The sequence below is a fragment of the Tolypothrix tenuis PCC 7101 genome (genome assembly GCF_963874875.1).
Classification (GTDB): Bacteria; Cyanobacteriota; Cyanobacteriia; order Cyanobacteriales; family Nostocaceae; genus Aulosira; species Aulosira tenue.
Map to the genome: position 1 here is coordinate 3,920,645 of NZ_CAWNJS010000001.1, position 14,808 is coordinate 3,935,452.

Genomic DNA, 14,808 nt, shown 5'->3' on the forward strand with positions numbered 1-14,808 from the left:
ATGAATCTGATGAGTAATCAAGTTGCAACTGATCAATTTATCAACGATTTAGAACGGGTTGCACAAGTGCGATCGCAGATGGCTGATTGTTTAAGTAAACTTGCAAATACAATTAATCAAGCTGAATTGGTTGGGGAATCTTCCTCAGGAAAACTCAGCCTAGAACGAGATATTGAAGATATTGCAGCAGCCAGTAAAAATCTCAAGCAAGGTGTATTTCGTCTGTTAGTTTTAGGCGATATGAAACGCGGTAAAAGTACGTTTCTCAATGCTTTAATTGGGGAGAATTTATTACCTAGTGATGTAAATCCCTGTACCGCAGTCTTAACTGTATTGCGCTACGGGGCAGAGAAAAAAGTCACAATTTATTTTAATGATGGGAAAAGTCCCCAAGAATTAGATTTTCAAAGCTTTAAATATAAATATACTATTGACCCTGCTGAAGCCAAAAAATTAGAACAAGAGAAGAAACAAGCATTTCCTGATGTTGATTATGCTGTAGTTGAGTATCCTTTAACGCTATTAGAAAAGGGTATTGAAATTGTTGATAGTCCAGGGTTAAATGATACGGAAGCGCGTAACGAATTATCTTTGGGTTATGTAAATAACTGTCATGCTATCTTGTTTGTAATGAGAGCATCACAACCTTGTACTTTAGGCGAACGGCGTTACTTAGAAAATTATATTAAAGGTCGAGGCTTAACAGTATTCTTCTTAGTCAATGCATGGGATCAGGTGCGGGAATCATTGATAGATCCTGATGATACAGAAGAGTTAAATGCCGCAGAGAATAGATTACGACAAGTATTTAAAGCGAATTTAGCAGAATATTGTCATGTAGATGGTCAGAATATTTATAGCGAGAGAGTTTTTGAGCTTTCCTCAATTCAAGCGCTAAGAAAAAGATTGAAGAATCCGCAAGCGGATTTACAAGGAACTGGCTTTCCAGAATTTATGGGAGCATTAAATACTTTCCTCACCAGAGAACGTGCGATCGCAGAATTACGACAAGTCAGAACTTTGGCGAGACAAACTTGTAATCACACCCGCGAAGCTATCGAAAGACGCTTACCTTTACTGGATAAAGATGTTAATGAATTGAAACAGAGAATTGAGTCTGTAGAACCGGAGTTTAACAAACTGACGAATATTCGCGATCAATTCCAAAAAGAAATTATCAATACTAGAGATACACAAGCAAGAACAATTTCAGAATCTTTTCGTAGCTACGTTTTAAACTTAGGGAATACCTTTGAAACCGATTTCTTGCGCTATCAACCAGAATTAAACTTACTTGACTTACTCAGTAGTGGTAAACGAGAAGCATTTAATGCAGCGCTGCAAAAAGCCTTTGAACAATATATCACTGATAAATTTTCGGCTTGGACTTTAACGGCTGAAAAAGATATTAATGCAGCTTTTAGAGAACTTTCTCGCAGTGCTGCACAGTATGGCGCATCCTATAGCCAAGTCACAGACAAAATTACCGAAAAATTAACTGGACAACAAGTAAAAGTTCATTCTACAGGTACGCCAGAAGATGATAAATCTCCTGGTTGGGCAAAATGGGCGATAGGATTGTTATCCTTATCACAAGGAAATTTTGCAGGTGTCGCCTTAGCTAGTGCAGGGTTTGATTGGAAAAATATCTTATTAAATTACTTCACTGTAATTGGTATTGGCGGCATAATTTCGGCAGTAACAGGGATTTTTCTCGGCCCTATTGGATTTGCATTGCTAGGCTTAGGAATAGGTGTTTTACAAGCAGATCAAGCACGTAAGGAATTAGTCAAAACTGCGAAAAAAGAATTAGTGAAACATTTACCACAAGTAGCCAACGAACAATCTAAAACTGTATATGATGCAGTGAAAGAATGTTTTGACTCTTATGAACGAGAAGTTACTAAGCGCATTAATGATGACATCACATCTCGCAAAGCGGAATTAGATAATTTACTCAAGCAAAAAGCCTCACAGGAAATCAATCGTGAAAGTGAATTGAAGAGGTTAAAGAATTTACAAGAAGCGGTGATAGAAGAATTGCGAAAGATTGAAGCTGCTTACAGCAATTTATTAGCTTACTATAGCTGAGATAATTTCCTTTGCTTTGAATTTAATTACCCAGATACCCGACTTTTTTAAGAAGTCGGGTATCTACATCCAAGGAAACGAGAAAATAGGTAAATATGCAACCACAATACCAAGATTATAAAGAGCTAATCAATTCTCTAAAATCTGCATCTACATTACTAGGTTTAGATAGTAAATCACAACTACATCAAGATATAACTGCGATTTCTGATTATCTAGCTAATCCTAACTTTCAGATTGCGGTATTTGGCCCTTTTAATCATGGTAAATCTACGCTGCTCAATGCCATATTAGGAAATCGCACTTTACCAATAGATTTAATTCCCACTACTGGCGCAGCAATTAGCGTTAAATATGGGACTGATTTACAAACTCGCATCATCTTAACAGATGGTACTGAAATCGAGCGCGATGGTACAGAAATTTTGCAGCAGTTTGCCATTTTGGATGGTAACAGACAGATGCGCCAAGATGTTGCATCTGTAGAAGTTTTTTGTCCTCATCCTTTTTTAGCAAGAGGTATAGAATTACTGGATTTACCTGGTACAAATGACAGAGAAGCACAAGATAATTTAGTCCGCGATCGCCTGCTGACTACAGATTTAGTTATACAATTACTTGATGCGCGCAAGTTAATGACTTTAGGCGAACGCGAAAACCTGCGAGATTGGCTATTGGATCGGGGTATTAAAACCGTTATTTTTGTGGCTAATTTTATTAACTTACTCGAACCAGACGAGCAGCAGCAAGTGCAAAATCGTTTGCTATTTGTTGCAGAAAGTTTTCGCGCCGAATTACCGCCAGGGTTTAGTAATTTATATCGTGTGGATGCTTTACCAGCGTTAAGAGCTAGATTAAAAGGAGATGTGGCTCTAGCTACTAGTAGTGGGTTAACTACCTTTGAAGCAGCTTTGCAAAATATTGTGGGTATTTTACAACAAAATCGCGGTAGTGTACGCTTACCCAGAGTACAGGCGATCGCATCTCAAATTCAATTAAGTTTAAAAGCTAAAATTGACCCTCTTCTTAGCGAAGTTAGCTCTTTTGATGACAAACAAACCGCTAAAATTGCAATTAAACAAAAAGCTGAAAATCTTATTCAGCAAGGTTTAAATAAGAGTATTGCTGATTTACGAACTTGGCTAAATTTAGACTCATTACTTAAAAAATATCAAACTGATGCCACAGTAGCAATTGCTGAAAATAATTTTAAAACTTGGCAAACAGATACCTTAAAAAAAGACTTAACAGAGTTACAACGCTCGATAATGAAATGGCTATATCAAGCTTATGAATTTTTTCAAGAACAAAGACCAGAAGATTTATTGATTACCTTACCCAGCGAACCCCAAATTAATCTACCTCCTAAGCCAAACAATAGCAATGATTTAAGTGAAACTGGGACGGTAGCAGTTGGTAGTGGTATTGGCTGGTTATTAGGTGGGCCTGTTGGCGCAGCCGTATTAGGAAGTATTTCTTATTTATTAAATAAAAATATTCAAGATGCTGACGATAAATCAGCCAAGGAATCCTATCATCAGCAAGTTGCTCAAATTTGCATAAATGCAACTGAAGATTATTTCACTGAATTCAGTAAGCAAGGATTAGCAATCTTAGCTGAATATGAACCAAAAGCTAAAAAAATAATCCGCTTTGTAGGTAGTCAAGAACCACTAGAAATTGCTAATAAGCGGCAAAATTTACAGCAGTTGCAAAATAATTTTAATCAATTACTGCAAGAGTTAAATAAAGCTAAGATACCTGCTAATTATCAACCTTATCGAGAAATACCAAAATACACGCCATATACCCCACCAGCAGAACCAGAACAAAAGACTTACGCAAAAAAAGTGAATGATTCTGCATCCTCTACATATCGCAGTTCTACTCACCGCGTTAATACTCCTCCCCCACCCAAGGCTTCAGCATCTCCCAATCCAGCCGAAGTAGAAGCAAAATTTCGCAATTGGGAACTCGATGAAGAAATAGCGCGGATGAAAGCAGAAATGCGTTCTCCGGGTTATCAAGCTAACAAACAAAGCAATACAAATCAAAATAACAATACATCTCAGCAGCCTAAAACTCAAGCGGAAAAAGACAAGATTACTCGCGCTTATTCAGTTTTAGGATTGCAAGCTGGTGTTTCATTAGCTGAGATAAAACAAGCTTACAAGACTTTAGTTAAAAAATGGCATCCAGATTTATTTGTTAATCAGCCACAATTACAAAAACAAGCTCAAGAAAAAATGCGGCTAGTTAATGAAGCTTATACAATTTTGTCAGAAAAATCTCAATAAAATTATAATATTTTGGATAAAAAGTTATACTACCAAACCTTACTCATATTCAAAACAAACCCAGGTAACACAGCATTGCCGCTAATAGTATTAGGATTATCTAAACATTCTGCTGGGTTACCAGGACGATAAATATAAACTTGACGATGTTTGCGATCAATTAACCAGCCTAACTGTACCCCAGGTTCTCTCATATATTCTTCCATCTTGTCCTTGAGAGGTTGAAGATTATCGCTAGGCGATCGCAATTCAATCACAAAATCTGGACAAATAGGCGCAAACTTTTCTTGTTGTGCAGATGAAAGACTATTCCACCGTTCCAATTTTATCCAAGAAGCATCCGGGGATCGATCTGCACCTGTTGATAACTTAAAGCCTGTACTAGAGTCAAAACAAATACCTGTACCATCTTGTTCTGACCATACATATAATTGACCAGCTATATTGAAGTTACGATTCCCTGATTCTGAACCCGTAGGTGGCATAATCGATATTTCTCCCAATTTATTACGCTCAATGCGTAAATCGCGATTCACCTGACAAAACTCAAAGAATTGTTCGTCTGTCATTTGCATTGATGGCGGAATTTGCAACACCAAGGGAGATGAGAACATAATGCTTACCAGACTAACTTTTATCTTTATTCTGACCTAAACAAGCAAAGGCGCAAAGTTTTACCTTCGCGCCTTGACAGCAAAAAGTTTGAAGTAATAAGACTTACTTGTTAGGCTGAGGAGTCAAGCGCAGATAGGGTTTAACTACCTCGTAACCTTTGGGGAATTTTTCCTTCAATACTTCTGGATCTTTAAGTGAGGGAACAATTACAACCTTATCCCCGTCTTTCCAGTCAGCTGGTGTCGCCACACTGTAATTATCTGTCAATTGCAGAGAATCAATTACCCGCAACAGTTCATCAAAGTTGCGTCCTGTGCTAGGAGGGTATGTGAAACTCAGGCGTAGCTTTTTATTGGGATCAATAACAAAAACAGATCGCACTGTCACTGCTGCGTTGGCATTAGGATGAATCATATCGTACAGGTCAGAAACCTTACGATCTGCATCTGCCAAAATTGGGTAGTTGAGAGTAGTGTTTTGGGTTTCTTCAATATCACCCACCCATCCGTTATGGGATTCTACATCATCAACGCTGAGAGCGATCGCTTTGACATTGCGCTTGTCAAATTCTGGTTTCAGCTTGGCAACTGTACCTAGTTCAGTGGTGCAAACAGGTGTATAGTCAGCAGGGTGTGAAAACAGCACAACCCAGCTGTCACCTGCCCATTCGTAAAAATTTATGTCGCCGTGTGTAGAGGCTTGCGTAAAGTTGGGTACTGTATCACCTAGACGGAGAGTCATGAGAACTTCCTGTAATTAGAAAGGCATTAAGTATTCTACTATGTGATCGTCACATAAAACCCCGGTTCACCAATCGGGTTAAGTGCCTGGTAAAGAAATGTGATTTTACGTAATTTCGTGTAAAGAAGCTCAATAAAAATAGGGCATGGGGCATTGGGCATAGGGCATGGGGGATATGGAACAACGTTGTTAACGCAGAATTTGCTGGTATGTCGAAATCATTTGACGAGCGATCGCATCCCAGCTGTAATGTTGTAATGCATATTGCTGGGCGTTGAGTCCCCGACGCTGGCATTCTGCGGGGTTTTGCAAGGCTGTTTGTAGTAAATTGACTATTACCTGTACATCTAACTCCCCAACCCATCCCGATTCGCTTTCACTTACCTGGTGACAAATATGCACCTGATCGGAAATTACCACAGGTATCCCGGCTACCATCGCCTCAGCCACCGCAATGCCAAAGTTTTCATAGTAGGAAGGCAAAACGAAGACATCAGCAGCTTGTAGTAAAGTAGCTTTTAACTCACCTGTAACGAAACCTGTAATTGTAGTGTGCGATCGCAGTGGAGAATTTTGGATCTGAGAAATGATACTTTGTTCATAATCTGGATCTTGGGGATTTGTCCCAGCTAAGACAAAGTGAAAATTACAACCAACAGCTAACAGCTTTTCTAGCGCAGGGATTAACAAATTCAACCCTTTTTTGGGGTCAATTCGCGACATGAATAATATTACAGGTACATCCTGGGGAATCTCCAATTTTTGCTGATGTGTTGCTAATTTTGGCGAAACCACACCCAAAGGAATCACCAAATCTTGCGTCGCTACTCCAAATCTGGCTGATATTTTTGCTTCTTGATGACTAGTAAAATGAATAGCCGCTGCACCAGCTAAATTTTGACGTTCAATAATTGCGGCATAAATCTGTTTTAATAACTTTTTCTTGCGTAAATCAGATGGATCGAGAGTGCCTAAAGGACGCAAAATATAAGGTAACTTTTGCTGACGGCAAATAGTTGCAGCCGCACTACTAACAGGAGAAAATAAAGCATGAATATGGGCTATATCATAATCACGAGCGTGACGTTTTAACCACTTAAGTAAATCTAGCGAAAACTTATAACGACGAAATGGCGCACAACGGAAATAGATAATTTCATAACCATCTTGTTTTATTGCTGCATTTAAAGGAACATCCAGAGGTTTTTGTCCAGTATCGCCATTACTATCAGTTGTAATTACCGTAACTTCCACCCCTTCCTTTGCCAAAGCAGGAGCTAACCCTAATACCATTTGACTAGGGCCGCCATAAATAAGAGAAATAGAAGGAACAATATGTAATACTTTCATAATTTTATCCTTAACATAAATAGCTCTGATAAAACCTCCGCACCCCTTTGCGTTAAAAAATAAAATTCAACAATCTCTAATAAAATACATTTCAGTTAAGAAAATTAATTAATAACAAAACTAAAAAACTAGTACAACAAGGCAAAAGTAAAAATTCAAAAGTAAAAAGAAAGAATACTTATACCACAAGCCTTTTAACAATTACAGATTGTCTGTTTCTCTTACAAAGTTTGGCGGGACGGAAACCGACACCGCCAACTTTGCGCTATTTACGCCCCAGAGTACTAGTTACTCAACAAAAAAAACAGAACAATAATTTTGGAGGGGGTTTGGGGGACGCAACCGTCACCCAATCGGGGGTTTGGGGGAGAATCCCCCAATTCTTCTGGCTTCTTTAATAAGTGACAAATCAATCGCTAATGAACTTAACCCAAGCGTATTGATCTCTAATAACTCTTGACAAGTTCTCGATAAAACTCTAATTGCTGCTGTGCCAAAGCCTTATTTGTATATTTATCCATTGCTTTCTCATAACCCATAGCCCCAACTTTCTGCCTTAAATCCGGATTATCAATTAATTGCGTTAAGCAATTAGCTAAAGCTTGAACATCACCTTCTGGAAAAATCAAACCAGCATCCCCAATCACATGAGGAATTTCGCCAGAATTGGAACCAATCACAGGCACTTTACAAGCCATCGCCTCAATAATCACATGACCAAATTGTTCTTTCCAGCCAGCCGCAGTTAAGGTTTTAAATTTGTAAGTGGTTTCTGATGGTAGTACCAAAGTATCCATTAAATTGATATATTGTGGTACAACATCGTGGGGAACACTTTCAATGATTATAACTCTATCTTGAATCTGATTTTCTGCGGCTATTTTCAGGATTTCTGCCTGTAAATTTCCTCGCCCCAGCAACAGTAATTTCCAAGGTTTATTTTTGATAGATATTAATGCTTGCAACAGAGTTAACAACCCCTTTTCTGGTACGAATCTGCCTACAAAACCAACTACAAATTCATCGGGAAAAATCCCCAATTTAGCTGCTAACTCTGGTTGACTATGGGGAGTAAAAACACGTTCATCTACACCCAACTGTGGCATCACCTTAATCAGACCCTGGTAGCCTCGCTGTCGTAAAACTTCTGCCCCATCCTGATTACCAGAAATAATACCGTGGCTATTATCTAAATTAAATTTTTCTAATAAACCAACTGGAAATTTGAGTTCATACGGCAAATTCCACCAAGTAAAAAATATATTTTTCGCCTGCAAACCCAAAATTTTATTTAAAATAATCATCTGAGTATAAGCCAGTCCCCTAGAAGCTTGCTCTACTTGAATAACTTGAGGACGAACCTGCTTTAACAAAGCGATTAAATCAGCCCCAAATGTGAGCAAGCCTTGATGATTTTGGCTAAAATTAGAAACTGGGACTATTTTAAATGTCCCTTCATCCCTATATTCAGTTTCAATAACTTTATTTTGTACACCACCAGGTCGCCAACTTTTAGGAACAACAACCGTTACTTCAATTCCAGGTTCTAATTGCGATAAAGCGCGTAACTTTTCACAGTTTAAATCTACAATATAAGTATGACTAGCAACTAAAATTTTCATATTTCATTTAATTAATAAACGTAGGGTGCGTTAGCGACAGCGTAACGCACCATCAACTATTGGAATATCGCCCTAACACACCCAACAAATTGGAGATTTTTTCAATAGGAATTCTCTATATCTGCGTACCCTACGGGAAGCCGCTACGCGTCTATATCCTCTTCCATCAGCGGTTAAAAATCACTAAAACTCCGGATCAAGCCGACTGTAAATTTGCCCATCATTCCATAATGATTGAATCACAGTCCCCACAGCCTTGAAAAAACCCAAAATATAGAAAAAGCCACGAGTCGCGATTTTGATGGGAGAACCGCTTTTATGACAAGGAGGTCGCCCTAGTACGTGACAATCAAATAAACGGGCGTAGAGACGTAAAGCTTGGCTAACGGTCAAGTTTTTCAACCCCAGTAAAAAATGATTGTGGTAGAAAGTGAGTTGATACTGGAGCGATCGCATACTAATATCATGACAGCCTCCAGTTTCTTCACCCAAATGCACTAAATCGGCTTCTGGGTCGTACCAAATCTTATACCCTGTCTGTCGCACCCGCAAACAAAAATCCGATTCTTCCCGTACCGCACTACCGCGAAACCTTTCGTCAAATCTCAGCCCATATTTAGTAAAAATTTCCCGCCGGAAAGACATATTACAACCCCTCGCGGTTAATACTTGCTGGGGTTTGATGGTGTGAACTAAATCTATGTGATACCAAGCAATTCCAGGATCCATTGCTTGGGGAGGTAAATATTCAATTTGCAAATCTCCCCCAGAATCACCTAATTTCATTCTGTCAAATACTCTGCCAGCTACAGCCCCCACCTCTGGATTTTGCACATAGTTTTTCACATGGGCTGATAAAAAGCCAGGTTTTAATTGGACATCATCATCAATAAATAAAATTATTTCACCTTCTGACCGCCGCACCCCATAATTTCGCGCGCCTGGTAAACTCGCCCAATCTAAGCGAAACCATTTAATTTTACCTGCTGTTGCCATTTCTTCCAGATAAGCTTGAATTTCTGGTTCATGCTTTGGGGTTTGGTCTACAACTATGACTTCAAAATTGCCATAATCTTGTTTGAGAACATCTGCAATACTATCTCGTAAAGCTTCTTCACGATAATAGGTAGGGATAACAATAGAAATTAAAGGTAAATCACTCATATTTTTATATAGAAAATAACCTTTTAGTTCAAAGCTGCGGCTTCTGCATACAAATTATCAAATAACTCATTTTGCTTTTCGGCATTATGGTTATTTTTCATTTGATTTAATGCACCTGTACTAATATATTCATAATGTTCTTGTTTATCTGTTCGCTCAAGAAAATGTAAGATTTTCTGCAATGCTTGCTCTGCTAAATAATCATAGGTGCTATTGACAATTTCCCAATATTCATCAGTCTTAGTTTTTTCCCCATGTAACCAATCATTCCAATGCCGAATTTCATTTAGTGGTAATTTTAAGTGATAGCCATTTTCCCCATCATGAACAAACTCTGGTAGGGCACAGATATTAGTAGTAATCGCCGGAGTTGCAACCGAAAATCCTTCGATGACACTATAGCCGTAGGTATCATGTAAGGTAGCTAAAATTTGAAAATGACTTTGGGCTAGTAAATCTAAAACTTTTTCATTGGGAAGGCTTTTGTGAAAAACCACATTATCCAAATCCAATAGTTTTAAATCTGCTGTATATTTTGACTGGTCAGGAAAATCTGTAGGTACTCCAGAACCACATCTTAAATTAGAAATGATATGTACCTTAATAGGTAACCCTAAAGACTCAGCTTTTTTAGCTAATCTTAAAGCAACAATTCCACCTTTTCTCGCCAAATGGTTACCGACAAATATCAGTTCAATTGTTTCCCCATCTTTATAAGTTTTAGGTTGACTAGCTTTAATTGCAAAATTAGGATGAATAACGGCTAATTTATTTTTTAATTCTTCGCTAATATTCCATTCTGCAACGCGATTTATAAACCTCATTTTAGCATAATCAGAGATGGCAATGATTTTTTGACAATTTTTTAGTGCTAAACGGTTATTTAAAATTGGATAAGCTATTTCTTCTAATTTATTTTTGGGATTTCTATATAAAAATCTATGGTCTTCAAAAGTAACGAACCAAGGTTTATTTGTATATTCAATTCTATTGAAAGCGTGAACAACTTGAAACTTTTTCCAGAAAGGCTGCCAATAACTAAAGCTATTTAAGGGATACCAAATTTTTTCTAAAGGATATCTTCCGGAGGGAAATTGTTTAGGGCGAATTAATATATGTTGAGATTGGCGCGGCAGGTTAGGAGTACTGAGATGTTTTTCTCCTGCTATAATTACTTTTGCCATTTTTGATATATTAAAATTAAGAATTATTAGTCAAACTGAATCTAGCCTAGTCTACAGTTAGGTATCTGCCATCAGGGAGTTTACGGGAGTGTTCTAAGTAGTTCTTCGCAGTGATTTTGAGGAGGTTTAGGAACGAACCGCAAAGTACACAAAGTACACAAAGAAAGAAGGAAAAGAAGGGAAATAGAACAGTTAACTCACCGAGTAAAATTAATGGGACAAATTACTAGTACCGCAAGGCGGAAGTCAAAAGTGAAAAGTCAAAAGTGAAAAGTCAAAAGTCAAAAGTCAAAAGTGAAAAGTCAAAAGATTTATATATCTGGGCTTTTGACTGTTTTAAACGGTAGCTTTATTTACGCTATGTTGTACTAAGTAAATTCTACCTTGACATTAATTTGGCAATTATAGAGGACGCTTTTTATTTACTTGATTCTGTGCTTCACTACTTGCTTTTTCTTGTTTATCTATTAGTGGTAATTTAAACAGAACTCCGGCATAAAACCAGTAATAAACAGCAACCGGATCGACATCTAAAGGATAATAGTAAGTGTTGTAACTAATAAATAAGACAAATACCCACAAAGCAGCAGCATGACTGCGTAAATTCCGGTTTTTGATGGAACGATATGTTTTAAAGGCTGATGTTGTAAGGGCGGTGACTAAACCTAAAAACCCCAACACTCCAACAATTCCTACTTCATACATTACTTTAGGATAGTAAGTTTCTATGAGTTTGGTAGAACCCATAGAACGAGCAGAATTAGTAGCCCTTCCCAAGCCATTTCCTAAAGGGCCAACATTTTTCAAGTTGTCTTCAAATTGCTGAATAATAAAATCTTGGGGTGGTGAAGCTTCCCAACGGCTGGTAAAACTCTCGGTTCTTTCTTGAACTACAGCCGGGTTAGTAACCATTGCAATCCCCAGAATTACAGCTAATCCTATACCAATGGGAATAAAGCGTTTGAGGTTGGCAATTTGACCAGTTAAAAATAGCAAAGCCACAAAACAAGTTGGGACTAAAGCTAAGGCAATTCTCTGCCCAGAAATCACCGCATTAATAAAGACTGATGCTAAGGAACCTAACCCAATTAATCGCCAAAAGATAGAAGGATCTGTGAAGCCAGTAGCAAAGGTAAAAAAGGTACTAGATATTAAAAACCATGCCCATTGCCAAGGGGCAACAAAGGTTCCAGGTAAACGAATAACTCCTTCTTCTGGACTATATAATAATGAGCCGCCAAAGTAACATCGAGCCTCTAACGTCGCTCTAAATAAGGAATCACCTTCAAAACCTCTGGTACCTTGGCAGACACCAGTTAGTAATAATAAATATTGAATAACTCCCAATACACAACAGATAAGTGTGAGGACAACTTGTAAGCGTGATAATAATAGAAAATCTTTTTTATTACGAATAAAATAGTAAGCGCAAGTAATTAGGGGTACATAACCTAAAAATACTTTTAATCCTAAAATTCCCAGACCTATAGGAAATTCTTGTGGTGCTTTTTGCAGCGGCCCTACAGCGGGTGGATTGAACTGTTGTCCAGCATTCACAAAAACCAAAGTTAATAAACACAAGCCCAATAAAATCAACAGGGGTGTTTTAATTGCTTTGGGAATAATGAAGGGTAATCCTTGCTTACGAGAACTTTGCCAAACTCCTATTAAAGCAGGAACATAGAAAGCGTCTTTAGCCAATTGCAGTACAGGACTATTGCCCAGGTAGTAAGTGATAGTACCGCCAAAGGGGATGTAAATGATAAAGGCAAGCAGGGCTTGACGAGGATATTTATAAGATAAAGCTAGAATAATAATTCCTAAAACACCAGGAACTGCTACCTTAATTCCACCAACGAAAAATAGCAGGATACCAAAAAAGACACCGCTAAAAGAGGCGGCGGTTAGTAAACTAGTGAACTCTTTTTTTGCGATGTTAGCTTGGCGCTTTTGGGCTAACTGTTCTTTCAGACTCAGCTGAGGTTTTTCTGATTGCGATCGCTTTTTTGATTTGGAGGATTTTTTCTTGGGTTTCGCCATGAGTTTCAGTTCTGAGTGCTGAGTTGTGAGTCTATGTAACTCAGCACTTCAGCACTGGTTATCCTAGATGTTGCTGGACTTGTGATACCAATTCATTTGTCCAATGGTTAGTCAGTTCTGCATTGGCCGCTTCCACCATAACCCTGATAACTGGTTCTGTGCCAGAAACACGGACTAAAATTCTGCCAGCATCACCCATTGCTGCTTCGGCTTGGGCGATCGCTTTTTGTAGGGGTTCGCAATCTTTCCATGCTAAACGGCGATCGCGGTCTAGGACTCGCACATTCCGCAATATTTGGGGGTAGGTTTGGAAGCTTTGGTCTACCATGTCATGTAGGGAAATGCCAGCTTCTTTAATTAATGCTGCTATATGTAAGGCTGTTAATAAGCCATCACCAGTAATGCCATAATGACGACACAAAATATGACCAGATTGTTCGCCGCCTAGCATTCCGCCATGACGCAGCATTTCGGCTTGTACATACTGATCGCCGACGGCGGTGCGAATTAATTGACCACCAATTTGTTGCCAAGCCTTTTCAAAGCCTAAATTGGCCATAACGGTAGAAACAATCAAATTCTCTGGTAATTGTTGCTTTTGCTGTAGATGGCGACCCCAAAGGTAAAGAATGTAATCGCCATTGACTTGTCTACCTTTACTATCTACAGCCAAAACGCGATCGGCATCACCATCGAAAGCAAAGCCGACATCCGCATTGTGTTCTTGAACAGCCGCTTGCAAAAATTCTAGGTGAGTAGAACCACAGTTAACGTTAATGCGATCGCCATCTGCTTGGTTATGCAAGCAAATTACCTCTGCCCCCATTTCTGTAAATACCGCCGGGGCTAACCCAACTGCTGCACCCCAAGCTAAATCTAAAACTATCTTCATCCCTTGCAGATTCACCACACTCTGTAAGGGTTGTTTTAAAGCCTCGCTATAATCCCCAATTAACTCTTTACGTGAATAATGCCGTCCGCAATGACTGACATTCGCCACAGCTGACATATTACCCCGCAGTCCCGCCTCAATTTCGGCTTGCAATGCTAGGGGTAACTTTGCACCATTTCCACCAAAAACTTTAATTCCATTATCCTCTGGGGGATTATGACTGGCAGAAATCATTACACCACCAATGGCATCACTCACACTGGTAAGATAAGCAACGCAGGGAGTAGGGCATAATCCCAAATGCCAAACTTCTACACCTGCTGCAGTTAACCCAGCACTCAAAGCCATTGCCAACATATCGCTGGAGTTTCGAGAATCCTGTCCCAGAATAACTGGCCCTGGATTAGCAGCATGACTACGCAACACAATTCCCGCCCAAAAGCCTACCTGCAATGCTAAAGGCGCATTCAGTAAGTCTCCAACTTTGCCACGAATCCCATCTGTACCAAATAAAGGATTTTTGGGCAGTACTATTAAATTACGCTCAGAATTGCTTTCAATATTCTCAGCCGCAGTCAAACCTTTTTGAATGCCGCCTTGAGTCCGAGTTATAGATGAAACCATAATTTTAAAAACTCCACACACTCACACAGGAGAATAACACTTTACACTTTGTTAAACAATTTTGGGGAATGGGGCATTGGGCATTGGGCATTGGGCATGGGTGATTGGTAATGGGTAATTGGTAATGGGTAATTGGTAATGGGTGTTTGTTATTTTCCCCCCCTGCTCCCTGCTCCCTGCCCCCCTGC

General features: G+C 38.9%; 10 protein-coding genes. 2 read left to right on the forward strand and 8 right to left on the reverse strand.

Annotation, left to right across the window (positions count from 1 at the left end; genetic code table 11):
• Positions 1-9: 9 nt before the first annotated feature.
• Both AACU25_RS16020 and AACU25_RS16025 read left to right on the forward strand, forming a co-directional pair.
• Positions 10-2,091 (forward strand): dynamin family protein, encoded by a 2,082-nt coding sequence (locus AACU25_RS16020; RefSeq protein WP_096583811.1) that lies wholly within the window; start codon positions 10-12, stop codon positions 2,089-2,091.
• Between the two features lie 95 nt (positions 2,092-2,186).
• On the forward strand, positions 2,187-4,388 hold the full coding sequence (locus AACU25_RS16025; protein WP_096577200.1) for a dynamin family protein: 2,202 nt from the start codon (positions 2,187-2,189) through the stop codon (positions 4,386-4,388).
• Between the two features lie 29 nt (positions 4,389-4,417).
• Here the strand turns inward: AACU25_RS16025 and AACU25_RS16030 are convergent, their stop codons facing one another.
• The 8 genes from AACU25_RS16030 to glmM form a co-directional block, all read right to left on the reverse strand.
• Entirely contained in the window at positions 4,418-5,002 is a 585-nt protein-coding gene (locus tag AACU25_RS16030; RefSeq protein ID WP_096577202.1) for a Uma2 family endonuclease, read from the reverse strand.
• Between the two features lie 103 nt (positions 5,003-5,105).
• Positions 5,106-5,744: a peroxiredoxin gene (locus AACU25_RS16035; protein ID WP_045870923.1), complete on the reverse strand. Its 639-nt coding sequence runs from the start codon at positions 5,742-5,744 to the stop codon at positions 5,106-5,108.
• Between the two features lie 189 nt (positions 5,745-5,933).
• Entirely contained in the window at positions 5,934-7,094 is a 1,161-nt protein-coding gene (hpsP, locus tag AACU25_RS16040) for a hormogonium polysaccharide biosynthesis glycosyltransferase HpsP (RefSeq protein ID WP_096577204.1), read from the reverse strand.
• Between the two features lie 446 nt (positions 7,095-7,540).
• Entirely contained in the window at positions 7,541-8,716 is a 1,176-nt protein-coding gene (gene hpsO, locus AACU25_RS16045; protein WP_096577206.1) for a hormogonium polysaccharide biosynthesis glycosyltransferase HpsO, read from the reverse strand.
• Between the two features lie 183 nt (positions 8,717-8,899).
• Positions 8,900-9,880 (reverse strand): hormogonium polysaccharide biosynthesis glycosyltransferase HpsN, encoded by a 981-nt coding sequence (gene hpsN, locus AACU25_RS16050; RefSeq protein ID WP_096577208.1) that lies wholly within the window; start codon positions 9,878-9,880, stop codon positions 8,900-8,902.
• A 23-nt stretch (positions 9,881-9,903) separates the two neighbouring features.
• Positions 9,904-11,064 (reverse strand): glycosyltransferase family 4 protein, encoded by a 1,161-nt coding sequence (locus tag AACU25_RS16055; protein ID WP_096577210.1) that lies wholly within the window; start codon positions 11,062-11,064, stop codon positions 9,904-9,906.
• Between the two features lie 402 nt (positions 11,065-11,466).
• Positions 11,467-13,104: a hormogonium polysaccharide biosynthesis protein HpsL gene (gene hpsL, locus AACU25_RS16060; RefSeq protein WP_096577212.1), complete on the reverse strand. Its 1,638-nt coding sequence runs from the start codon at positions 13,102-13,104 to the stop codon at positions 11,467-11,469.
• Between the two features lie 58 nt (positions 13,105-13,162).
• Entirely contained in the window at positions 13,163-14,620 is a 1,458-nt protein-coding gene (glmM, locus tag AACU25_RS16065) for a phosphoglucosamine mutase (protein WP_096577214.1), read from the reverse strand.
• Between the last annotated feature and the right edge of the window lie 188 nt (positions 14,621-14,808).